Origin of the sequence: Marinobacter bryozoorum, from assembly GCF_023156245.1 — a bacterium.
GTDB classification, from domain to species: Bacteria; Pseudomonadota; Gammaproteobacteria; order Pseudomonadales; family Oleiphilaceae; genus Marinobacter; species Marinobacter bryozoorum.
The window spans coordinates 226,841-250,456 of the sequence record NZ_JAKZAH010000001.1 but is presented as its reverse complement, the minus strand read 5'-3'; the positions used below and the strand labels follow the sequence as shown (position 1 = coordinate 250,456).

Genomic DNA, 23,616 nt, shown 5'->3' with positions numbered 1-23,616 from the left:
CCGTTACCAGGTCGATGGGGGGATCAAGGGAAGGCCACATGGATGCGTTGCAACTGTTCCTCACCATTCCCGGCCTTCAAGTTAACAGCCGGGAGACAGCCACACTTGTGCCTACTGGCTGCCTGAGAGGCCCGCCCGTGTTCAAAACAAAAACATTTGGAAGCTGAACGACCCATAGCCACCTGACGCAAGTCACAGGCAGATCAACCTCCCTATTCTGGCCCAACAGCTGAAGGAGATTGTCGATGGTAAAGCTGATTTTCTGCCTGCGAAGAAAGCCGGGGATGTCCCTGGAAGCATTCCGGGATTACTGGGCCAACCAGCACGCACCCCTGGTGCAAAAGCATGCCCAGGCCCTTGGCATCCAGCGCTATGTCCAGAGCTACACCCTGTCCGCCCCCCAGCTCTCAAAGATTGCCGAAGCCCGTGGTGCACCAGAGGCGTTCGATGGCGTTGCAGAATTGTGGTTTTCAGACTTGAATGAAATGGCAGAGAAGGGCGCGTCGCCCGAAGGCAGGGCGGCTGGCAAGGCACTGATTGAAGATGAGGCCCGCTTCATCGATCTGGCCCGGTCGCCCCTGTGGATTTCGGAAGAAAGGGAATTCATAGGCAACGGGGCCTGAAAATAACAACACAACAATAACAACCCATAACCGACTGGCGTGAGAACAATAATGACAACAACCCATCAAGACCCGATCGTCCCTAAAGTCACAGGCGTCCCCACCGGCTCCCTGAGCGCGGTGGCAACCCCGCTCTGAGCGAATCCGGTTCCTGAACCCCCGGCACCCAAGTGCCCGGAGGGAACGCATAACAGAGCCAAGACGGGGGACAAACTGTGCTCAATGAATTCCTGCAACTGATACTCAGTGGTATCGCCATTGGCTGCGTGTACGGCCTCGTGGCACTGGGCTTTGTGTTAATCTACAAGGCCACGGAAGTGGTGAACTTTGCCCAGGGCGAGCTGATGATGTTCGGCGCCTTCATTGCCCTGACCATGGGCGGACTGCAGTTCATGCCCTTCTGGCTGAGCGTAGTGCTCGCCGTCCTGGCGATGGCCCTGATTGGTGGTGCGGTCGAGCGGGCCGTGATACGCCCGGTTCTCGGACAGCCTATTTTCTCCATCGTGATGATCACCATTGGCCTCGGGTTCTTTGCCCGGGGGCTTGCCAGCCTCATCCCCGGCTGGGGCACCCTGACCCACCGCCTGCCCACCCCCTATGCAGACCAGACCGTTGCCTTCGGTGAGCTGGTGCTGTCCGCCGGTCACCTGATGATCATCCTGGTGACGATTGTGCTTTGTGTACTGCTGTTCGCCTTCTTCCGCTATACACGCATGGGTGTGGCCATGCAGGCCATTTCGCAGAACCAGCTTGCGGCCCACTACATGGGCATTCCGGTCGCCAGGGTCAATACCCTGATCTGGTGTATCAGCGCTGCCGTCGCCGCCATTGCCGGTATTCTGCTGGCGCCCATCACCTTTGTTCACGCCAACATGGGACTGATCGGCCTCAAGGCCTTTCCCGCTGCGGTCATCGGAGGGTTTGGCAGCATTCCCGGAGCGATTGTTGGCGGCCTGATCATCGGCATTGTGGAGGCGCTTTCCGGGCGTTACCTGCCGGACGGCATCAAGGATGTCTCAGCCTACGTGGTGCTGCTGGCGGTTCTGATTATCCGACCAAACGGTCTGTTTGGTGAAAAACTGACCAAGAAAGTCTAGGCGGGCCGACTGATGCGATTCCTTTTCAAGACGTCATACAACCAGGACATCCGCCTGTTCAAGGACCGGATCACCATGGGCTGGTACCTGGCCCTGGGGGTGGTATTGCTTGTCCTGCCTCTGCTGCTGGGCGAGTACTACCTCTCGCAGGCCAGCTTTGTCCTCATCTACGCCATTGTGGGGCTGGGGCTGATGCTCTTGTCCGGCTTTACCGGGCAGATTTCGCTGGGGCATGCGGCGTTCCTCGCGGTGGGCGCCTACACCGAAGCCGTATTGTCAGCCCGCGGCGTTCCTTTCGTGGTCTCGCTGCCCATGGCCATGGCCGTGTCTGCTGCGGCCGGATTCGTCGTGGGGCTACCAGCACTGCGCCTCAAGGGTATCTACCTGGCCATTGCGACCCTGGCTTTCGGTTTCATTGTCGAGGTTACCCTCCAGCAATGGGAGAGCGTGACGGGCGGCTCCATGGGCCTGCTTCTCGAGCCAGTGACACTGCTTGGCGTTACCCTGGACTCGGAATCCGGTTTCTATTACCTGGCACTGGGTCTGACCGGCCTGACCCTGCTGATCCTGAAAAACCTGCTGAGGAGCCCCACCGGCAGGGCCTTCGTGGCAATTCGTGACTCGGAAATCTCGGCCCGCAGCATGGGTATCGGGCTGGCCCGCTACAAAACCCTGGCGTTCGTCATCTCGGCAGCCATAACCGGCCTGGCCGGCGCCCTGTACGCCCACAAGCTCCAGTTCATCTCTCCGGAGCAGTTCGGCGTCTTCGTTTCCATTGAGCTGCTGATGATCATTGTGATCGGAGGCATGGGTTCGCTGCACGGTGCCTTTCTCGGCGCACTTTTCATGACCATGTTGCCGGAGTTCATCGCCATTTTGAGGGAGTACCTGCCCTCCAGCCTGGCCTATCAACCAGGCCTGCAGCCCACCATCTTCGGGGCTATCCTGATTCTGTTCGTACTGCTCGAACCTGCCGGGCTCTATGGGCGCTGGGTGAAGATACGCACCTGGTTCCAGCTCTTCCCGCTCTATCGCAAGGGCCTGATGAAGCGCGAAAAAAGTTACGTCAAATCGGACCGGCTGAGCTAGGAGGACACCATGGCCTTACTGACGGTTGAGAACCTGTCCATGGAGTTTGGCGGCATCCGGGCCGTGGACGATGTGAGTTTCCGGGTCGGGGAAGGTGAGATCTATACCATCATCGGCCCTAACGGAGCGGGCAAGACCACTATTTTCAACATGATCAGCCTGATCTATCGCAGTTCTTCCGGCCGCATCTGGTTCGATGGTAACGACCTGTCTGCCAGGAAACCCCAGGATCTCACCCACCTTGGGCTGGCGCGGACCTTTCAGAACATCGAACTGTTCGAACACGAAACCGTCCTCCAGAACCTGCTGGTGGGACGTCACTGCCACTCCCGCACCCGTCTCTGGCAGCAGATGCTGTTCACACCGGCGACACGGCGGGCCGAGATCGAGCACCGGGAAGCGGTGGAACAGGTGATCGACCTGCTCAATCTGCAGCATTACCGCGACAGCGTCGTGGGCAACCTGCCCTATGGTGTCCAGAAGCTTATTGAACTGGGACGGGCATTGTGCGCCCGGCCTCGCATCCTGTTGCTGGATGAGCCCTCTTCCGGGCTCAACGTGGAGGAAACCGACGACCTGAGCTTCTGGATCGAAGACATCCGTAACCTGCTGGGGATTACCGTGGTGATGATCGAGCACGATATGCGCCTGGTCAGCCAGGTGTCAGACCGGGTCCTTGCGGTCAGCAACGGTCGTGTACTGGCAGAAGGCACCGCCCGGGAAATCCAGGAAAACCTGGCCGTTGCGGAAGCCTATCTGGGAACCCGGGAGGACGTGGCGTAATGACTGATACCGTGCTCGAGATCAAGAACCTGGAAGCGTCCTATGGTTCGGTGCAGGCCCTTCGGGGCGTCTCCCTCAGTATCCAGGAGGGCACCATAGCGACCATCCTTGGTGCCAATGGCGCCGGCAAGACCACCATTCTCAAGTGTATTTCCGGCATCGTTGACCCCCGCAAAGGCAGTATCCACTACCTGGGAAGAGCCATTGGTGGCAAGCGCGCCGACCTGATCGTCCGCATGGGTATTGCGCACGTGCCGGAGGGTCGCCAGGTCTTCCCACTGCTGTCCGTTCGCGAGAACCTCTGGCTCGGGGCCTATACCCGTACCAGTCGGGTCGAGGCCCTGGAGGATCTGGAAGCGGTTTACCGCTACTTCCCCATACTCAAGGACCGGGAAAAACAGGAGGCCGGCAAGCTCTCCGGCGGTCAGCAGCAGATGCTTGCGATAGGGCGCGCCATGATGGCCCGTCCCTCGGTACTGTTGATGGATGAGCCCAGCCTGGGCCTTTCTCCGAAGCTGACCGAAGAAATCTTCACCATCATCCGACGCATCAACCGGGACTGGGGTACGACGATTCTCCTGGTTGAGCAAAACGCCAGCATTGCCCTGCAAACGGCCTCCCATGGCTACGTCCTTGAGTCCGGGAGGATCGTGATGGAGGGCCCCTGCGAAAAGCTGTTCCAGGATGAGGGGGTACAGGAGTTCTACCTGGGCCAGAAAGAAGAAACCGGTGTTGAACGCCGCCGCTGGAAGAAGACACGCAAATGGGCATGAAAACCGACAGCCAGGGGATGGACCGGGCGGTCCAGGCTTCTGGCCAGCCAAGAGGTGAAGCCGGCATGCCGGATACCCAAGCCATGACGATAGGGAACACCCGAACCGTTCCGGAAATGTTCCAGGCTGCCTGTGCAAAACGGGGAGCCGATATCCTGCTACGCCAGAAGGAATTCGGCATCTGGCAGGAAGTCACCTGGCACGACGCCGAAAAATTCGTCACGGACCTCGGCCTCGGACTGATCGCCCTGGGCCTCGGCCCGGGGGACCGGGCGTCCATACTGGCCAATACCGTGCGCGAGTGGCTTTACGCTGACCTCGCCATACTCGGCGCCGGCGGAATCTGTTCCGGCATTTACCCCACAGACGCAGCCAGCCAGGTGGAATTCCTGATGCAGGACTCCGCCTCCCGCTTCATTTTCGTGGAAGACGAAGAGCAGCTGGACAAGGTATTCCAGGTGCGCCATGCCCTGCCCCTGCTGGAAAAGGTCATTGTCTTCGATATGAAGGGGCTCCATGACCTTGATGACCCCCAGGTGATGAGCCTGGAAGCCCTGCAGACCCTGGGACAGCAGCAGTCTCCTGACATCCGTGAGCTATGGTGGAGCCGGCAACGGGATATCCAGCCGGACGACACCGCGATACTGGTCTACACCTCCGGCACCACCGGCAAGCCCAAGGGTGCCGAGATCAGCCATCACAATATACTCGCCAATGTCCGGGCCTGGCTGACGGCGGTGCCCATGTTCGAGGGTGATGAACGCATGGCATTCCTGCCCATGTGCCATGTGGGCGAACGCATCGCCGGCTGCTATACCTCCATGCATGCGGGGGTTCGCCTGAACTTCGTGGAAAACTTCGAGACGGTGCCGGAAAACGTGCGGGAGATATCGCCCACCATGGTCGGGGCCGTGCCCCGGGTATGGGAGAAGTTCTATTCGGCCATCCGCGTTCAACTGGCTGAAGCCACGGCCCTGCAACGCTTCTGCTACCGGATTGCCATCGACGCCGGTCACCGGATGGCCGCCTGCCGGCTGGAAAAACGGAAACCCCGCCTTGGGCAGGCCCTGTGGTTCCGGCTACTGGACTGGCTGGTCCTGGGCAACGTCAAACGCATGATCGGCATCGGCCGGGCACGGGTACTGGTAACCGGTGCGGCGCCAATTTCCCCGGAACTGATTCGATGGTACCTGGCGCTGGGCGTCGACCTGGTGGAAGGCTGGGGCCAGACCGAAACCTCCGGCTTTGCCACGGCCAACACACCAGGCCAGTCCCGACCGGGCACCGTCGGCAAACCCATGCCGGGAGTGGAGATCCGCATCTCCGACGAGGGGGAAATCCTGGTCAGGGGAGACATTGTCTTCAAGGGTTACCTTAACCTGCCGGAAAAGACCGCCGAAACCATCAGGGATGGCTGGCTCCACACCGGCGACGTGGGCGAACTGGATGAAGACGGCTTCCTCAAAATCACGGACCGGATGAAAGACATCATCATCACCGCCGGGGGCAAGAACGTCACGCCCACGGAGATCGAGAACGAGCTCAAGTTCAGCCCTTACATCACCGATGCGGTGATCATCGGGGACGCGCGCCCCTACCTGACCTGCCTGGTCATGCTGGACCAGGACAACGCCGAACACTACGCCCAGGAAAACGCCATACCTTTCTCCAGCTACGGCAGCCTGTGCCGGGCCGAGGAGATCGTAACCCTGATTTCAGAAGAAGTTGACAGGGTGAACCAGCGTTTTGCCCGGGTCGAGCAGGTCAAGAAATTCCGCATTATCGACAAGGCCCTGACCGCCGAGGACGAAGAACTGACCCCGACCATGAAACTGAAAAGAAAGGTGATCAGCGAGAAATACAAGGACCTGATCAACAGCATGTACTGACCCGGCAAGACCACCGGGTCTTCCACCGAGCAACCGCCACTGACGTGGCAGGAGTACTGAACCATGACAACAACAAACGGTATCAAGCTCGCCTGTGCACTCACCGTAGGCCTGACCACACTGGTCAGCCTGCCGGCCGGTGCCAGGACCCAGGGTGTGACCGATGACCAGATCACCATTGGCACCATCCAGGACCTGAGCGGCCCACTGGCTGCCCTCAGTAAAAAATCCCTCGACGGCATGACCATGCGTGTCGACGAGCTCAATGCCGAGGGGGGCATAAACGGACGGGAAATACGCCTCGTCGTTGACGATCACGGCTATCAGCCCAGGCGCGCCCTGCTTGCTGCCCAGCGAATGATTCAGCGGGACCGCATCTTCGCCATGATGGGCGTAATGGGCTCCGCCACCGCCATGGCTACCATTCCGGAACTGACCAAGAACAACGTACCCAGTCTGTTTCCCTTCAGTGCTGCCCGCCAGACCTATACCCCGATTAACGATCTGCAGTGGGCGTCCGTGGCGACCTATGACGGACAAATGGAAGCGGGCATCCAGTACATGATGGAGGAGAACTCCTTCGAGCGCCCCTGCGCCATCTACCAGGATGACGAGTTCGGTACAGAGGTTCTCAAGGGGGCGGAGGCGGGTCTCGAGAAACTCGGCAAGGAAATGGTCGAAACCACCTCCTTCCAGCGGGGCTCCACAGACTTCTCCTCTGGTGTCGCAAAGCTCATGGCCGCCGACTGTGACCTGGTGGTTATCGGGGCCGCCCTGCGGGAGCCCGTGGGCATCATGAACGAAGCCCGGACCCGTGGCTGGAGCCCTGCCTTCTTCGGCAGCGCGGCCTCCTACACCACCGAGCTGCCAAAACTCGGTGGTGAGGCTGTCGAAGGCTACTACGCCATGTCCGGGGTCGAAATCCCCTACGCAGCGAGCAGTGAGTCTGAAGAGCTGCGTGAATGGGCAGTCGCCTACGAAGAAAAGTTCGGTGCCGAACCGGACGGATTCTCGGTGCTGGGTTACACCATGGTGGAACTGTTCAACCGGGCCGCCGCAGCAGCCGGAGAAGATCTGACCGTGGACAGCCTGGTCGCCCAACTGAAACAGCTTGAGGCACCGGACCTGTTCGGCGCGGATTACTACTTCGATGAAGAAACCCGTAACGGTGCCGCTACCGCCAGCCTGTTCCAGGTACAGGACGGCATCTGGATTCGCCAGTCCGGGGCCCTCGAAACACCTTGACCACACAGTGGGTGGAAGGCATTCCCTTCCACCTTCACTTCTCCTCCATTTGAACCGTCTGAATACCTCCGGGGAGATTCTGACCATGTCCAGACAATTTACCCAGCAGCAGATCGACGACCTGATCCTTCCCTTTGAAGAGCATGCGCTGGACGCGCTATTGGCGGACGACCTGGATTCTGTCCGGAGCTGGCTTGACCGGATGGCACAGGGCCACGCCGGGCTTGATGCCCTCTCGGCCCATGCCCTGGCCCGGAAAATGGGCAAGCTCAGACAAGATTTTGGCGAAGCCGAGGCCCGCCGGCTGCTGGAAGTCATCGGCCAGCAACTGATGAAAACCTGGCATGCCCAGTTGCGCGAAGGCGACGAGAAGGACGCTTTCGCTGACCTGGTCAGCATCTATCGATATCAGGGCGACGCCCACCTCAACGCATTACAGGAAACCGACGCCGAGGTCGTCCTGGACCTGGCGCCCTGCGGCAGTGGCGGCAAGCTCGACCGGCAGGGACTACCCGACCGTCACCCGGACTGGTATGGACGCTGGAGCGATGGCATCAGCACCTTCTGCCAGGGCTGCAAGGCATGCCAGCGGGCCCTGAATGAGTCCCTGGGCGAGGACGTCTGGACCACCGAAAAGGGCGAGGATGGCCATTGCCGCATGCGCTTCCGCAAGCGTAGCAGTCAGGGAAGCCGGCTGTTCACCGACCAGGAGCTTGAGACCCTGCCGAAAACCCGGGTTCAGCTGGCCCGGGAAAAGCTGGACGCCGGCGAGACCGACATTGAGCCGCTGCTCAGGGGACAGCGCAAGGAATGGCAGCCATGGCATGACTTCGGTGTGGTGTGGCTGGAGTATTTCTACGCCACGGCACTGGACAAGGGCGGCGCCGACTACCTGGACGAAATGCTGGCCCAGACCTACGAACCGGCCTTTGACGCCGGGTTTCCCCGTTACAGTGCATTGAGCGACCAGGAGCTGCTCGAGGAAGTTGCCAAGACCTGGAACTACCACTGCGCGGATTTTTCGGTAACGGAAGAAGACGACCGTTTCGTGTTCCGGCTCGACCCCTGTGGCAGTGGCGGGCGACTGTTCCGGGGCGAGATGTGGCGGGACATGTTCCACTATGGGGAGCCGCTTTCGCCGACCATGGCCGAACCCCACAACATCAACTTCAACCGCCACCAGGCACCAACCTACTGCACCCACTGTGCAGCCTCGAACCGCGCCCAGCTCAAGGACGGACCCGAAGGCTCCAACCCCAGATTCTTTGTGATTGACGGGCACGCTCAGCAGAAACCGGGGCAGGCCTGCCGCCAGCTCAGCTACAAGAAAAACGCCGACCGGGCCGCCATGGACCCTGCGCTGCCGGCGCAGATCGGTCTGGACTGGACATCCCCTGACCGGGCGATACCCGCTCGCAACCTGGAGAACAAGTGATGATATCAATGACAGGAAAGACCGCCCTGATCACGGGTGGTTCAAGGGGACTGGGACGGGCCGCCGCAAACCGGCTGGCCGAACTGGGTGCCAATATTGCCATCCTGGACATTGATGACCAGGCAGCCGCCACGGTAGAGGAAGTGCGCTTGCTGGGACGCAGGGCAACCTATCGCAAGACCGACGTGTCCAGCAACGAGGCAGTGCGGGAGGCCGTGGCATCCGTTGAGGGAGAACTCGGCCACATTGACATCCTGGTCAATAACGCCGGTATCGTGAAGAACATTGCTCCTATCAGCCGTATGGCACCGGAAGCCTGGCAGAGGGAACTGGGAGTAAACCTCAGCGGCCCCTTCAACCTGATCCAGGCCATTGCCCCCGGCATGGCCGAGCGAGGATGGGGCCGTATTGTGAATATCTCCTCGGCAGCGGCCCGCGGTGGCCTGTTTAACCAGGCCGGGTACGCCGCTTCCAAGGCCGGCGTGCTGGGACTGACCCAGAACGTCACCCTTGAGTTTGCGGGCAAGGGCGTTACCTGCAACGCCATTCTTCCCGGCGTCATCGGCACCGAGAATGTCATGGCCATGCCACAGGAAATCTTTGACCAGGCCATCCGCCTGGTTCCCACCGGCCGTGTTGGTGAGCCCGAAGAAGTGGCAAACCTGATTGCCTTCCTGTGTTCCGACCTGGCCGGTTACATCAACGGCGTCGACATCCTGATCGATGGCGGCGCTGCACTGAATACCGTAGTTCTGGGGAGCCGTAAAGCCCTGAAATCCTGACCAGGGAGAACCTGACCTGCGGTACAACAACGACAATAACGGAGGCAAACCATGCCTGTATCCCCCCGACTCCGAAAAGCCCTTCTCCCGATCGCCCTGGCCAGCGGCCTTGCCGTCACCATGACCGGCCAGGCAAAGGAACTCAGCTATGCACTGGGATTCCCGCCCAACTCTGCCGCAGATGATGCGGCGACCACTTTCGCCAACAAGCTGGCAGAGGAAACCGGTGGCGAGGTAACCGCCAAGAGCTACGCCATGTCACTGCTGAACCTCGCCGAGATGTCCGACGGTGTCCGCGACGGCATTGCCGACATCGGTAATGTGCTGACACCCTACTATCCCAGGCAATACCCCCACGCGAACATGGCAGCGGAGCTGACCATGCTGCTGGCACTGGACTCCCGCGCAAAGGGACGCCAGGGCATGGTCTATGCCGGCGTCATGGGTGAGTTTCTGCTGCTGAACTGCGAAGACTGCGTGCAGGACTTCATCGAACAGGGCCAGATCTACCTGCCCATGGGCGCGACCCCCGAGTACCAGTTGCTCTGTACCAGCCCCATCGAGACACCCGAAGACCTGAAAGGTAAACGACTGCGGGTTGCCGGGGCCCAGTGGTCACGCTGGGCTTCACACTTTGGCACAACCAGCGTTTCCCTGTCCGGAAACGAGGTCTACGAGGCCCTGGAACAGGGGGTGGTGGACTGCACGGTTCAATCCAACCCGGAACTTGGTAATTTCGGACTCAAGGATGTGGTGACTGACATCACCGTGGGCATACCTGGTGGTGTTTTCTCCGGCGGTTCGGTCAGTGTCGGCCTTTCCCCGTGGCAGGATCTCTCTGCCGAGCATCGCGAGGATTTGCTCAAGGCGGCCAGCCACCTTATGGCTGACGTAACCTGGCGCTACCAGACCTATGGTGACAGGGATTTCGCGGAGGCCAGGGACAGCGGTGTGACAATTCATGAGCCATCGGATGAGCTGGTGACAGCGTCCCGGACGTTCGTAGAAGATGACGTTCCGAGGATTGCCAGCAATTACAGCGAGCAATATGGCATGGCTAATGCCGATGCCAAGATCGAAATCCTTCGGCCCATTGTTGAAAAGTGGATCAAACTGATGGATACGGCGGAGCTGAATGACGCCGAAGACCTGGCAGCAATCTACTGGGAAGAGGTACTGTCAAAAGTGGACGTGGAGAACTATGGTCAGTGACCGATAACAGGTGGGCCTGCCGGGGCAGGCCCACCTCCTGCCAACGTATCGCCAACGCTCGGCTGGTTACTCAGTCAGCCTTTGCATGCAGTTTCTGCATACCCCGCAGCCAGCGGTCGATATCCTCTGCCTTGGACTGGTAGTAGGTCAGCACTTCCTCGTGGGGCAGGATCAGGAAACGCTCGTCTCGCAGACCATCCACGACGGTCTGGGCAACATCGTCAGCGGTCAGTTCATGGCCACCGGACATCAGTTCCTGCCGTACCTCGGAAGCGCTGCGAAACATCGGGGTGTCGACAGCGCCCGGGCACAGGCAACTGACACCGATACCGCGCGCGCCATAGGTGATGGCAAGCCATTCCGCAAAGCTGACAGCAGCGTGCTTGGTGACCGCATAGGGTGCGTCAAACTGGGACAGCAGGCCGGCAGCGGATGCGGTGTTCAGCAAGTATCCGCTGCCCCGCTCCAGCATGCGGGGTACCAGCGTACGCGCAGCATGCACATGGGCCATCAGATTGACGTCCCAGGTCTGGTTCCAGACTTCGTCCGGCAGTTCGATACCGCCGGGCACCGCGATACCCGCATTGGAGCAGAACAGGTCAACCGGGCCATACTGAGCTGTGGCCACATCCACAACCCGCTCAATGTCGGTGGCAACGCTGACATCTACCTGCACCGCCAGGCCAGAGATATCCTTCGCAACCTGGCTTGCTGCTTCGATGTCCCGGTCGGCAACCACCACGCCCCTGGCACCTTCCGCCGCAAATCGACGAACCATTGCCGCTCCGATACCACTGGCCCCACCGGTTACAACGACGACCTTACCGTTCAGCTCCATGGCTCAGCCTCCATCGCGCCCACGCCCGGTATAGACAATCAGCTTTCCGGTGGCCCTGCGCTCCTTCAGGTCGATCAGCGCCCTGGCGGTTTCCTCCAGCGGGTAGCGCGCGGTGATCCGGGGGGCAATCCGGCCATCGGCGAGCCAGCCGGTCAGTTCATCCATCAGTTCGCGGAACCGTGCCGGGTCCCTGTCCTGGAAGGCGCCATAAAAGACCCCCACCAGTGAGCAGCCCTTGAGCAAGGTCAGGTTCAGGGGCAGTTTCGGGATGTTCCCGGTGGTAAAACCGATCACCAGGAAGCGGCCGTTCCAGGCCATACCCCGCAGGGCTGGCTCACTGTACTCGCCGCCCACCGGGTCGTAGACCACATCCACGCCACGTCCGTCGGTCAGCTCCCGGATGCGGTCCCGCAGGTCTTCGTTGCTGTAATTGATGGTTTCGTCGGCGCCGTGCTTGCGGCAAATTTCCAGCTTTTCATCGGTGGAGGCGGCGGCAATCACGCGGGCACCCATCACCTTGCCCAGTTCAATGGCCGACAGGCCGGTGCCACCCGCGGCCCCCAGCACCAGCAGGGTTTCGCCCGGCTGCAGGTGGGCCCGGTCCTTGAGGGCATAGTGGGTCGTGCCATAGGTGATAACCAGCGCTGCACCAGCGTCCATGCTGACGCCATCCGGAAGTCGCACGACCTTACTGGCTGCCACAGGTGCCTCCTCGGCAAATCCGCCCCAGCCCGGGATACCGATAACCCGGTCGCCGGGAGCAAAGCCTTCAACACCGGCCCCCACGGATTTGATAGTGCCGGCCACCTCTCCGCCAGGAACAAAGGGAAAAGGCCTCTTGAACTGGTACTTGCCCTCGATGATCAGGGTATCGGGGAAGTTCGCGGCACAGGAGTGTACCGAGATAATCACCTCACCCTCCGCCGGTTCCAGAGAAGGCACGTCCTCCACGGTGAGCGCCTCGGGCGGACCGTACTGCTTGCATAGAACGGCTTTCATATTGTGATTGTTCCCTGTTGCATGTTCTGGATAGTCGTCTTCGACTCTAGGCCGCTACGGGGTTGGGTTCTTGTGCTGACTGGCTATGCAGGACGAAAATAAAAAACCCCACACAAAGGTGGGGTAAGCGTCGCTCAGGAGAATATACAACAACCCGGGATAAAGCCTGGTGCCTTCAGCGGCCGGGCCAACTGGGAGCACGCTTCTCATTGAACGCGGCCATTCCCTCTTTCGCATCTTCCGTCAGGGTCATGGTGGCCAGCTGGGTTTCGGTATAGGCAATGGCCTGCTCGAAGCTCATATCTTCAATAGCCTTCATGGCGTACTTGCCGCGGCGGATAGCAGTCGGTGACTTGTCAGTCAGGCGATCGATCAGCCAGTCCACCTTGGCATCCAGTTCCTCCGGCGCCACCACATGGTTCAGCAGGCCATGCTGCAATGCCTCGTCTGCGGTGAACGGCTCGCCGGTGAGGGTCCATTCCCGTAGCACACGCCGGGGTACCAGGCGCTGCATCAGGCTGAGTACCTGCATGGGAAACAGGCCCACTTTGACCTCTGGCAGGCCGAACTTTACGTTGCTGTGGGCGACGGCCATATCACCCATGCAGAGCAGGCCCATGCCGCCCGCCATACAGACGCCGTTTACCCGCACGATACAGGGCGTGGTGGTGTTCACCGCCAGCCGGAACAGATCGGCGTATTCGGCATTCGGCTTTGAGTAGTCAAAGGCAAAGCCCTGACCCGGCTGAAGGTCACCGCCGGCGCAGAATGCCTTCTCTCCGGCAGCCGTCAGCACAATGACGCGGATGTCCGGATCGGACTCGGCTTTCAGATAGCCTTCACGAATGCGGGCAATGACGTCATTGTTGATCGCATTGCGCTTCTCGGGCCGGTTGATGGTGATCCACAGGGCCGCACCCTTCTGTTCCAGCAAGACAGCTTCTTGTTCAGACATCATGGCACTCCTGGTTGATCAGTTGCTTTCGGCCGCTGCAGCACTTTCAGCCGGGGTAATTTCCGCAATCACCTTGCCAGCGGTGACCTGTTCCCCTTCGCTGACCGTGAGCGACACAATCGTGCCTGCCACTGCCGCCACGTGGACGTGTTCCATCTTCATGGCTTCCAGCACAACCACCGGCTGGCCGGCTTCGACTGTGTCGCCCTCACCCGCATGCAGGGCCACCACCCGGCCGTTCATGGAGGCGCGGATGACGCCATCACCGGTTTCGTCACCGGCAACGGCGGCCTCATGGGTATGGTCATCCACACGGTAGGACTCACCGCGGTAGCGCAGGTAGAGGCGGGAACCCGTACGAATCATCTCCGCGGTTTCCGACAGTCCCTGGCAGGTGAATCGCACCCGGGCACCGTCCACAGCATCCAGCGTCAGTTCAGCAGCGTCGTCGTCCAGTTGAATCCGGAAGCTGCCATTACCCTGATTGCTCACCCTTGCATCGGCGGCTTCCCCGCCAACACTGAAGCGGAAGATGATCGGCAGGCGATGGGTAATGGTGCTGACCGAGCCACCGTAGCTACCCTGTGCGTCGGTGGTATACAGCAGCACGGCGGCCAGTAACCGGGCGCGGTCATCGGTGCCCTGGTCCCTTGCCAGCAGTTCGTCCTGGTGATTTTCTACGAACGCCGTGGTCGCCTCCCCCTGGATAAAGGTGGGGTGCTCCAGACAGGCACTCAGAAAGGCCTGGTTGGTTTCCACGCCCAGCGCGGTAGCGTCCTTCAATCCACTGACCAGGCGACGGCGGGCCTCTTCCCGGTCCGCCCCGGTGCTGATCAGCTTGGCGATCATGGAGTCGTAGAAAGGCGGAATCTCGGAACCGGACTCCACCGCATCCTCTACCCTCAGGGTGTCAGGCATGTGCCACAGCGCCATGGTGCCACTCTGGGGTATAAACCCTTCACTGGGGCTTTCCGCGCACAGACGCACTTCAATGGAGTGACCCTTCAGCACGATGTCGTCCTGGCTCAGGGGCAGCGGCTGGCCGGCGGCGACCCGCAACTGCAGCTCAACCAGGTCCAGCCCGGTGATGGACTCGGTTACCGGATGCTCCACCTGCAGGCGAGTGTTCATTTCCATGAAGTAGAAGTTGCCATCCTGGTCCAGCAGGAATTCCAGGGTGCCGGCCCCTTCGTAATGGATGGCCTTGACGGCGGTCACGGCGGTCTCGCCCATCCGCGTCCGCAACTCCGGCGACACCGCCGGTGATGGGGCTTCTTCAACCACCTTCTGGTGACGGCGCTGGATAGAACAATCCCGTTCTCCGATGTAAACAGCGTTGCCGTAGCGGTCCGCCATGATCTGGATTTCGATATGGCGCGGGTTGATAATCGCCCGCTCCAGGATCACTTCGGGGTCACCGAAGGCACTTTCCGCCTCGGACCGCGCGCTGCGCAGGGCGGCAGGAAAGTCCTCCGCTTTCTCGACAAGGCGCATGCCCCGGCCACCGCCACCAGCGGTGGCCTTGATCATGATGGGGAAGCCCACGTTGTCCGCTTCTTTTATGAGGCGCCCTTCGTCCTGGTCTTCACCCTGGTAACCGGGCACACAGGGCACCCCCGCATCCATCATCAGTTGCTTGGCACCCGCTTTGTGTCCCATGGAGACAATGGACTCGGCAGACGGGCCCACAAAGACAATACCTGCCTCTTTGCAGGCCTTCGGCAGTTCCGGGTTTTCAGCCAGGAAACCGTATCCGGGATGGATCGCATCGGCGCCACTGAGCTTTGCTGCCTCGATAATCCGGTCAATACGCAGATAGGAGTCCGCTGGCAGGTCGCCGCCTATGGCTACGGCCTGGTCAGCAGCCCGAACGTGGCGGGCATTTCTGTCTGCGGATGAATAGACCGCTACGGTCCGGTAACCCAGTTCACGGGCGGAGCGGATAACTCGGAGCGCGATTTCGCCCCGGTTAGCGACCAGCACCTTGGTAAAGGGGGTCGGTTTGCTTGCTGTTGTCGTGGTCATGATAGTCAGACACCGTTCTCATTCTTTGGGCGGCCGGCAATACCGGCCGGGTTCCGGGATTCCATCAGGGTCAGGGGCGCGCCACACCAAACTGCATCTTTTGGGGCTCACGCCGCTCCGCGTCACGACAGACCGACAGCACGTAGGACAGTACCGAGCGGGTCTCACGAGGGTCGATGACACCATCATCCAGGAGCCTGGCACTGGTAGTGAACACATCCATCTGGCTCTCGAAGGTGTCTACGATTTTCTTTTCCATGGCGGCGAGCTTGTCGTGATCCACTTCGCCGGTCTTGCGCTTCATGGCCGCTTCGGTGACGTTGGTCATGGTCTTGGCGGCCTGTTCGGCGCCCATGACAGCGGTCTTGGCGTTGGGCCAGGAGAAACAGAACCGGGGCGCAAAACCGCGCCCGCACATGCCATAGTTACCCGCCCCGAAGGAGGCACCACAGTAGATGGTGATCTGGGGCACGGTGGCGTTGGTCACCGCCTGGATCATCTTGGAGCCGTGCTTGATGATGCCCGCCTGCTCGTATTCCTTGCCGACCATGAAGCCGGTGGTGTTGTTCAGGTACAGGATTGGCGTCTGGGACTGGCAGCAGGCCTGGATAAAGTGGGTCGCCTTGGTGGCGCCGGCCGGGTCGATGGGGCCGTTATTGGTGATGATGCCCACCGGCAGCCCCTCAACTTTGGCATGGCCACACACAGTGGAGGACCCGTAATTGGCACCGAACTCCAGGAAGTAGGAGTCGTCCACGATGCGGGCAATCACCTCTTTCATGTCCACCGGACGCTTGTAGTCCATGGGCATGACGCCCAGCAGCTCTTCCCGGTCATAGCGAGGTGGCTGGAAGGAGCGTGGCTTGTCTTCCGGCAGCTCACCATCCCAGTCCAGCTGGGCGACAATCTCGCGCACCATGCGCAGGGCGTCGCGGTCGTCTTCTGCCAGGTAATCCCCCAGTCCGGAGATGCTGGTGTGCATCTCGGCGCCACCGAGTTCTTCCTCGGTGGCGATTTCACCGGTGGCCGCCTTGAGCAGGGGCGGTCCGGCAAGGAAAGCCCTGGAGCGGTCACGAACCATGATGATGTAATCGGACAGACCGGTCTGGTAGGCACCGCCTGCGGTGGACGAGCCGTGGGTGACCGTGACCACGGGCAGCCCGGCCGCCGACAGGCGGGTCAGGTTGGCAAACAGGGTACCGCCGTGTATAAACTGGTCCACCTTGTATTTCAGCAGGTTGGCGCCCGCACTCTCCACCAGCTGGACGTAGGGCAGTTTGTTCTTGAGGGCCAGTTCCTGGACCCGCAGCTGTTTTTCCAGACCCATCGCTTGCATAGCGCCGGCATCAATGCCCGAGTCGTTGGCGGCAATCATCACCCTTACGCCGGAAACGTAGCCGATTCCGGCCACCACGCCACCACCGGGCACACTCTGGTCCGGGTCCGGGGTATCCAGCCCATAACCGGCCAGGGTAGACAGCTCCAGGAAGGGCGCACCCGGATCCAGCACCAGGGCGATACGCTCTCTTGGCAGCAACTGGCCCCGCTTCTCGAAGCGCTCCTTGGAAGCCTCGGACTTGGTCCGGGTGCGGTTTTCCAGTTCGCGGATGCGTTCCAGCAGAGAGAGCATACCCTGTTGATTCTCGCGAAACGTGTCGCTGCCAACCGATAGTTTGGACTCGATGACTGCCATAGGTTTGGTATTCCAGGTTCGTGAATTCCTCACTGGCATCAAAACCAGTGCCTGTTATCGGGCTATGCTGAAAGAATCCTTTGCGCCCGTCTTGTGTGAACTGGCTGGCGCGGTTCCGGGGCTGCCCTTTTCTTCAAAATAAATTTGATCAAGCGATTGGTCAATACTAGAATCACAAAAAACCAACAAACGGAAAGAAACCTATGATCAAGCTGTACCACTGCATGAGTGCCCGTTCGTTCCGGGCGTTATGGGCACTGGAAGAACTGGGCCTGGACTACGAACTGATGATGCTGCCGTTCCCGCCCCGGATGTTCAAAAAGGAGTACCTGGGCATCAATCCCCTGGGTACCATCCCGGCCTTCTTTGACGGTGACACCTTCATGACGGAGTCATCCGCCATTGCCCAGTACCTGGCGGAACGGTATGGTCAGGGCAAGCTGAACATTCCGGTGGACGACCCCCGTTACGGTGCTTACCTGAACTGGCTGCACTTCGGTGAGGCCACCCTCACCTTCCCACAGACCCTGGTGCTGCGCTACACCCGCCTTGAACCAGAAGAGCGCCGAGTACCCCAGGTCGCGGAAGACTATAAGAAGTGGTTCCTCGGAAGGCTGCGGGGCGTGGAAGCCTCACTGGAGAAAACCTCGCCGTGGATCCTTGGCGACACCTTCACCACAGCGGATATCTCCGTAGCCTATGCACTGATGCTGGCAGAGAATCTGAACATGGAAAACGAGTTTGGCCCCAACACCCTGGCTTACTGGCAGAGGGTCCAGCATCGTGACGCCTTCAAAAGGGCACTGGAGAGCCAGCAAGAGGCGGCCACAGCCCAGGGTATTTCCTGAACCCCATTCAGGACAGGGAGGGTCGAAAGCCCTCCCTGATAGTCTTCCTGTCAGTCAACGATGTAACGGAGAGAATCAGGCTGTGGTGCCGCAGCGGCCGGCCTCCTGGACTTCCGCCAGGAACTCCAGGATGGCATCGTTGAAGACATCGTTCTGATCACCGGACACCATGTGCCCTGCCCCGCTCACATCAACCGCACGGGCACCAGGAATCAGTTGCAGGAAGTCCTTTACCCCTTCCTCGCTGACCACGTCACTCATCTTGCCCCGTACCAGCAGGGTGGGAACATCGATGCGCCTCGCAGCATCCCGCAACCGCTCCACGTTACGGACGGACCCCGGTGTGCGATCGCCACTGATAAAAGCCGGATCCCAGTGCCAGTACAGGCGATCGTCCTCCCCTGTCCGCAGGTTCTTGCGGAGGCCCTCGCTGGAGCGGGGCTTGGCCTTCCGGTGCGGCATATAGGCATTAACAGCTTCGACGACCTCTTCATAGGAGTCGAAACCGCCAATGTGTGCCGACATGAACTGACGGATGCGCTGCACGCCTTCGGGCTCCATCCTGGGCACGATATCAACCAGTACCAGCCCATCAATCGGCAGGTGTGTTGCCTCGCCGGCAGCCAGCAGGGAACTGATGCCACCCAGGGATGCGCCAATCAGCACCGGGGGGCGCTCCAGGTCGGACAGGACGCTATGTACATCCTCTACGAAGCGATCGAGGCTGTAGTCCCCCTCAGGGCACCAGTCGCTTTCACCGTGACCACGCATATCCACGGTCATTGCCCGATAGCCATTTCCGGCCAGGGTGCGGGTCAGCTCACCCCATGAGTGCCGGGTCTGGCCGCCACCGTGGAGCATGACCACAGGTTGGTCTTCCGGGTGGCCGGCAACGTCAGCAGCGAGTTTGAGTCCCGCTGCGCCGTTCAGGTAGATGCGTTCCATAGAGTTTCTCCGGTGTTACGACCCCACCTGTGACATGGCAGGGGATCAGTCATCGCAAGCTTATCGAGCGCTTGCTATCAAAGTCATGATGATGCCTTAATTACCATCAAAAATGCCAGATAGTTTTGCAACTATCTGGCATCACAATTACGAAATGAAGGCCAGAACCCTTACATCCCGTGGGTGGTCACATCAATCTTCGAGTAGACCTCATCCCAGTAGAGCTGGGCCAGCTCGTCATGGGAGCCCACATCGGTTACAAGACCCGACCACTTTTCCAGGATCTCTTCGAAGCGCGCAAGCATCTCGGCGCTGTTCTCGACACCGCGCTCGGTACGATAGAACTCTGCCATCCGCTCCAGGTCAGCACGGACGAAATCCTGGATCTCCGCTAGCAGTTCCGGGTCCGCCTCATGGAGTTTGGCACCCTGCTCGTCACGAATTCGCTCCAGCACTTTCTGTTGGCGGTCGTGGTAAACATAGGGAATCTCGGCGGCCAGGCGGCTGCCCGCCTTGAGAATGGCTTCGCGCTCGCTCTCACTCAGCGATTGCCAGGTATCCCGGTTCATATTGGTGGTCGCCGTACCCGCAAAGATACCGCCGGGAAACGACATGGTAATGTCGGTTACATGCTCGAACAGACCCAGGTTGGTCAGCTCTGGCGCCGAAATCACCACGCAGTCCACTACGCCCTGACTCAGCGCCTCGGCTGCCTCGTTGGACGACAGGGTTACCGGTGTTGCACCAAAAGCCTGGGCCCAGCGTGACCAGTGAGAGCCGGCCACCCGCAGACGGGCACCTTCCAGCTGTTCACGGTTGGTCACGGGCTTGGTACAGGTCAGTCCATATGGCGAGCTGCCAGCGTTGCTGGTCATGACCTGGTTTTCCTTTTCCATATCCGCCAGGCAGTCCGGACAGTTCAGCAGGACAAACTCCGCCATGGCACCCACATAGGCGTAGCCCTCGCGCCCGCGCAGGGACTCATCCATCAGGTTGATCAGCATGGAGGCTTCCGCCACCAGGTTCATGTGGGGGAACTGGTTCGGGAAATAAGGTGTCAGCACGTAGCCCATATCCGCCATACCATCCCGGACGCCGCCGGGAGTTTCCGCGAAATTGAGCAATGAGAGGGCAAATACCTTGACGGTCAGTTCACCATCAGTGAGTTCGGACACTGTTTCGGCAAAGTTCTGACCAGCAACATCCGAGTCAGAGTTGGGCGGAAATCCCATGGCGTAGGTCAGCTGACGGGCCTGTGCCTGGCCTGCCATAAGCAGGCCGGCAGACATGACGGTGGCCAGGGTAGCCCGGGCCAGTGTTTTCATTTTCATGATCCATACCTCATTGTTATTTTCGGCCCCAGGCAATTGATGTCGCCGGGGAAATCAGATCAGACCCCAGTTACGGGCATCCTGTTCCGGCACCGGAATCTCCAGTTCCAGCAGTACCTGGGAGTATGTTTTCCCCTGTGGATCGAGATGGAGGGAGCTGACACCCCCACCATCCAGGGACTCCGCCAACAGGAAGTTGATGCCGTGAATACCCGGCAACGGATACGCCGTCACCTCGCCCCGTGTCAGCCCGCTGAAACAGGCTTTGACACGCTCAGGGGTCAGGGCAGCGCGAATCACATCGAAATAACGGGAGTCACGAGCGATCACGCCAATATTGGCGTAGTTGCCCTTGTCGCCACTGCGGGCGACGGCAAGATCGATCAATGGCAAGGTGGTTGTGCGGCCCTCCGACACCCGGGGCGGCTCCACCGGCGCGGCCGGTTGCGGCTGGCCCTGGCCTCGCAGACTGGCCACCTGCAGGGCAACGGGCTCGCCGCCGACCTTCACCGTTACCGGCACCTGATCCTTGTCGATCAACCCTGAGAACAGGCTGACGACCGGGCTGGGGCGCGGACGCCCGGGCGTTACGCCCGTAACGGCCGGCGACATGGATAACGCAGCGCCGACGAACTCCTTGGAGAAAAGCTCCACACCTTCCTTTCGTGGATGATGGACACCCAGGCGCAGAACGACTTCACGGGCCTGGCGCGCTTCCGGTCTGGCCTGGTCGCCGAACATGGCCTCGGCCCCAATCACCTGCAGGTCGCTCTTGGTAAATGCCGGCAGGCCCTCTTCTTCCAGCATGGCGGAGGTTCGATTGCGGATTGCCTCGCCCATACGACGGGCCTTGGCCGCAGCATCCCGGCCGACGATCACGAAACTGCCGATACAGGTGAAGCCGCCCATATAAGTGGCGCTGACCTTGTAGGTGGAGGTGGGCTCCCGGCCCCGGGCACCCTTGATCAGGACCCGGTCCTCACCCACCTGCTCCATGGTAACCCGGGTAAAGTCACAGATGACGTCCGGCAGCAGATAGCCATGGGCATCACCGATCTCGTAAAGCATCTGCTCACCGGCCGTCAGTACTGATACCAGGCCACCCGTCTCCGGCGGCTTGGTCAGCACGAAGCTGCCATCCGCCGACACCTCGGCAATGGGGAAACCGGTGCTTTCCCAGCCGGCCTGGGTATCTTCCCAGTCAGTGAAGTTGCCGCCACTGGTCTGTGCACCACACTCGATCAGGTGACCCACCAGCCCACCGGCAGCAAGGCGGTCGTAATCCTCGGGCTTCCAGCCAAATTCATGGATCAGTGGCCCCACGGCGAGGGCGCTGTCAACACAACGACCGGTCACCACGATATCCGCTCCGGCATCCAGGGCCGCAGCAATGGGGAAGGCACCCAGATAGGCGTTCACGCTCATGACCTTGTCCGGCATCGGCGCACCGGTTTCCATTTCCCGCAGGTCCTTGCCCCGGAGCTCACCGGCCCGGTCCAGCAGGTTGTCCCCTTCTACCGTACCAATCTTCAGGGTGACACCGGCCTCCTCTGCTACCGCTTCCAGGGCCCGGCGGCAGGCTTCAAGGTTGACACCGCCAGCGTTGGCGATGACCTTGATACGCTTGTCGGCAATGTCCCTGACCCAGGGCTTCATGACCCGGTCGATAAAGTCCGTGGCATAGCCCGCTTCCGGATCACGGGAGCGGGCCTTGGCGAGAATCGACATGGTGATTTCCGCCAGGTAATCCAGGATCAGATAGTCCACATCACCGTAGCTGATCAGCTGTTTCGGCCCCAGGGCTGTGTCACCCCAGTACCCGGAAGCACCACCGATTTTGATAACCTTGTCTGACATCTCAACCTCGACTGACTTGATGAATCCGCCAGGCCCTTAAAGGCCAAGCTGCCGGGACGCCAGGTCCCGCATGATTTCCTCGGCGCCGCCACCGATGGCGTTAACCCGCACTTCCCGATAGATGCGCTCAGACTTGGGTCCACGCAGGAAGCCGGCGCCACCCAGGGTCTGCACGGCCTCCCGGGCGCAGTACTCCATGGTCAGGGTGCTCTGGTTCTTGAGCAGGCACACATCGGCTACCGGGTTGTCCCCGTGATCGATACGCCAGGCGAGTTTTTCCAGATAGGCCTGGCTGGCCTCGATCTTCATGTACATATCCGCCAGCTTGTGGCGAACCACCTGGTGCTCGATCAGCGACTTGCCAAAGGTCTGGCGTTGGCGGGCATAGTCAACGACCTCCTCGTAGCAGGCCCGGGCAAAGCCGATACAGCCGGCTGCCATGAAGATGCGTTCGAAGTTGAAGTTGTTCATGATCATCTTCGAGCCCTGGTTTTCCTCCCCCAGCAAATTGCCAGCCGGCACGCGGCAGTCGTCGAAGTACAGGGTGGCGGTGTCGGAACACCACCAGCCCATCTTCCGGTCCAGGGGCGTGCGAGTGAAGCCGGGAGTATCCCGCTCGATCACCAGCAGGGAAATGCCCTTATGGCCAGCATCACCGGTGCGTACGGCCACGGTGTAAGTATCTGCGCGCATACCGGAGGTGATAAAGGTCTTGGAGCCATTAACGATGTAGTGGTCACCATCCCGTTTCGCCGTGGTTTTCAGTGCCGCCACGTCCGAACCACCACCGGGCTCGGTGATAGCAAGGGCACTGATCGCCTCACCGGCGTAGATGGGCGGCAGTACACGCTGCTTCAGCTCCTCCGATCCATATTTGACGATGGGCGGCGAGCCGATACCATGGCTCATCAGGCTGGCAGAAAGACCACCGCAGCCGGCCATGGCCAGTTCCTGGGCAGCTATGATCATGTAGAACAGATCTGCCTCGATACCACCGTATTCCTCCGGGTACCCCAGAGGTATCAAACCAATGTCGGCCGCTTTCTTGTAAAGCTCTCGCGGGAAGGTACCGGCCTCGTCCCACTCGGTGACGAAGGGCTCGATTTCCTTGCGGACAAAGGCACGGACCGAATCCCGGAAGGCTTCGTGTTCGGCGGTATAAAAGGGACTGCTGGTCGTCATGGATCTTCCTCGGTT

At 60.4% G+C, this 23,616-nt stretch carries 20 protein-coding genes; 11 read left to right on the top strand and 9 right to left on the bottom strand.

What is annotated here, in order from left to right; all coding sequences use genetic code 11:
* The first annotated feature begins 245 nt into the window (after window positions 1-245).
* The 10 genes from MLC59_RS01085 (at window position 246) to MLC59_RS01040 (ending at window position 10,928) form a co-directional block, all read left to right on the top strand.
* Window positions 246-623: an EthD domain-containing protein gene (locus MLC59_RS01085; RefSeq protein ID WP_248230176.1), complete on the top strand. Its 378-nt coding sequence runs from the start codon at window positions 246-248 to the stop codon at window positions 621-623.
* A gap of 215 nt (window positions 624-838) precedes the next feature.
* Window positions 839-1,720 (top strand): branched-chain amino acid ABC transporter permease, encoded by an 882-nt coding sequence (locus MLC59_RS01080; RefSeq protein WP_248230174.1) that lies wholly within the window; start codon window positions 839-841, stop codon window positions 1,718-1,720.
* Window positions 1,721-1,732: 12 nt separating this feature from the next.
* The gene (locus MLC59_RS01075) at window positions 1,733-2,809 is read left to right on the top strand and encodes a branched-chain amino acid ABC transporter permease (protein ID WP_091854848.1); all 1,077 of its coding nucleotides are present in this window, start codon (window positions 1,733-1,735) and stop codon (window positions 2,807-2,809) included.
* A gap of 9 nt (window positions 2,810-2,818) precedes the next feature.
* Window positions 2,819-3,592 (top strand): ABC transporter ATP-binding protein, encoded by a 774-nt coding sequence (locus MLC59_RS01070; protein WP_248230172.1) that lies wholly within the window; start codon window positions 2,819-2,821, stop codon window positions 3,590-3,592.
* Window positions 3,592-4,365, top strand: a complete 774-nt coding sequence (locus MLC59_RS01065) for an ABC transporter ATP-binding protein (protein ID WP_091854843.1) — start codon at window positions 3,592-3,594, stop codon at window positions 4,363-4,365. Before MLC59_RS01070 ends, MLC59_RS01065 begins: the two co-directional genes overlap by 1 nt.
* Window positions 4,356-6,254 carry an AMP-dependent synthetase/ligase gene (locus MLC59_RS01060; protein ID WP_248230170.1) on the top strand — a complete coding sequence of 633 codons (1,899 nt, stop codon included), beginning with the start codon at window positions 4,356-4,358 and terminating at the stop codon, window positions 6,252-6,254. Before MLC59_RS01065 ends, MLC59_RS01060 begins: the two co-directional genes overlap by 10 nt.
* 63 nt (window positions 6,255-6,317) lie before the next feature.
* Window positions 6,318-7,499 carry an ABC transporter substrate-binding protein gene (locus MLC59_RS01055; protein ID WP_248230167.1) on the top strand — a complete coding sequence of 394 codons (1,182 nt, stop codon included), beginning with the start codon at window positions 6,318-6,320 and terminating at the stop codon, window positions 7,497-7,499.
* An 85-nt stretch (window positions 7,500-7,584) separates the two neighbouring features.
* Window positions 7,585-8,934: a hypothetical protein gene (locus tag MLC59_RS01050; protein WP_248230165.1), complete on the top strand. Its 1,350-nt coding sequence runs from the start codon at window positions 7,585-7,587 to the stop codon at window positions 8,932-8,934.
* An 8-nt stretch (window positions 8,935-8,942) separates the two neighbouring features.
* Entirely contained in the window at window positions 8,943-9,716 is a 774-nt protein-coding gene (locus MLC59_RS01045; protein ID WP_248230164.1) for an SDR family NAD(P)-dependent oxidoreductase, read from the top strand.
* A gap of 51 nt (window positions 9,717-9,767) precedes the next feature.
* Window positions 9,768-10,928 (top strand): C4-dicarboxylate TRAP transporter substrate-binding protein, encoded by a 1,161-nt coding sequence (locus tag MLC59_RS01040; RefSeq protein ID WP_248230162.1) that lies wholly within the window; start codon window positions 9,768-9,770, stop codon window positions 10,926-10,928.
* 70 nt (window positions 10,929-10,998) lie between these two features.
* Here MLC59_RS01040 and MLC59_RS01035 read toward each other — a convergent pair whose 3' ends face one another.
* The 5 genes from MLC59_RS01035 to MLC59_RS01015 all read right to left on the bottom strand — a co-directional run bounded on the left by MLC59_RS01035 (window position 10,999) and on the right by MLC59_RS01015 (window position 17,438).
* The gene (locus MLC59_RS01035; RefSeq protein ID WP_248230161.1) at window positions 10,999-11,766 is read right to left on the bottom strand and encodes an SDR family oxidoreductase; all 768 of its coding nucleotides are present in this window, start codon (window positions 11,764-11,766) and stop codon (window positions 10,999-11,001) included.
* A gap of 3 nt (window positions 11,767-11,769) precedes the next feature.
* Window positions 11,770-12,765, bottom strand: a complete 996-nt coding sequence (locus MLC59_RS01030) for an NADPH:quinone oxidoreductase family protein (protein ID WP_248230160.1) — start codon at window positions 12,763-12,765, stop codon at window positions 11,770-11,772.
* A gap of 175 nt (window positions 12,766-12,940) precedes the next feature.
* Window positions 12,941-13,720 carry an enoyl-CoA hydratase/isomerase family protein gene (locus MLC59_RS01025; protein WP_248230159.1) on the bottom strand — a complete coding sequence of 260 codons (780 nt, stop codon included), beginning with the start codon at window positions 13,718-13,720 and terminating at the stop codon, window positions 12,941-12,943.
* Between the two features lie 18 nt (window positions 13,721-13,738).
* Window positions 13,739-15,745, bottom strand: a complete 2,007-nt coding sequence (locus MLC59_RS01020) for an acetyl/propionyl/methylcrotonyl-CoA carboxylase subunit alpha (RefSeq protein WP_248230158.1) — start codon at window positions 15,743-15,745, stop codon at window positions 13,739-13,741.
* 70 nt (window positions 15,746-15,815) lie between these two features.
* Complete coding sequence (locus tag MLC59_RS01015) at window positions 15,816-17,438, bottom strand: acyl-CoA carboxylase subunit beta (RefSeq protein ID WP_248230157.1); 1,623 nt, start codon at window positions 17,436-17,438, stop codon at window positions 15,816-15,818.
* A 203-nt stretch (window positions 17,439-17,641) separates the two neighbouring features.
* On the opposite strand from MLC59_RS01015, the gene MLC59_RS01010 reads away from it, so the two are divergent.
* A complete protein-coding gene (locus MLC59_RS01010; RefSeq protein WP_091855318.1) occupies window positions 17,642-18,286 on the top strand; it encodes a glutathione S-transferase family protein in 645 nt (214 codons plus the stop codon).
* Window positions 18,287-18,361: 75 nt separating this feature from the next.
* Here MLC59_RS01010 and MLC59_RS01005 read toward each other — a convergent pair whose 3' ends face one another.
* The 4 genes from MLC59_RS01005 to MLC59_RS00990 all read right to left on the bottom strand — a co-directional run bounded on the left by MLC59_RS01005 (window position 18,362) and on the right by MLC59_RS00990 (window position 23,601).
* Window positions 18,362-19,231, bottom strand: coding sequence for an alpha/beta fold hydrolase (locus MLC59_RS01005; protein WP_248230155.1), 870 nt, complete (start codon window positions 19,229-19,231; stop codon window positions 18,362-18,364).
* 170 nt (window positions 19,232-19,401) lie between these two features.
* On the bottom strand, window positions 19,402-20,562 hold the full coding sequence (locus MLC59_RS01000) for a C4-dicarboxylate TRAP transporter substrate-binding protein (RefSeq protein ID WP_248230153.1): 1,161 nt from the start codon (window positions 20,560-20,562) through the stop codon (window positions 19,402-19,404).
* Window positions 20,563-20,616: 54 nt separating this feature from the next.
* Complete coding sequence (locus MLC59_RS00995; RefSeq protein ID WP_248230152.1) at window positions 20,617-22,419, bottom strand: acyclic terpene utilization AtuA family protein; 1,803 nt, start codon at window positions 22,417-22,419, stop codon at window positions 20,617-20,619.
* A gap of 36 nt (window positions 22,420-22,455) precedes the next feature.
* Window positions 22,456-23,601, bottom strand: a complete 1,146-nt coding sequence (locus MLC59_RS00990; protein WP_248230151.1) for an acyl-CoA dehydrogenase family protein — start codon at window positions 23,599-23,601, stop codon at window positions 22,456-22,458.
* Between the last annotated feature and the right edge of the window lie 15 nt (window positions 23,602-23,616).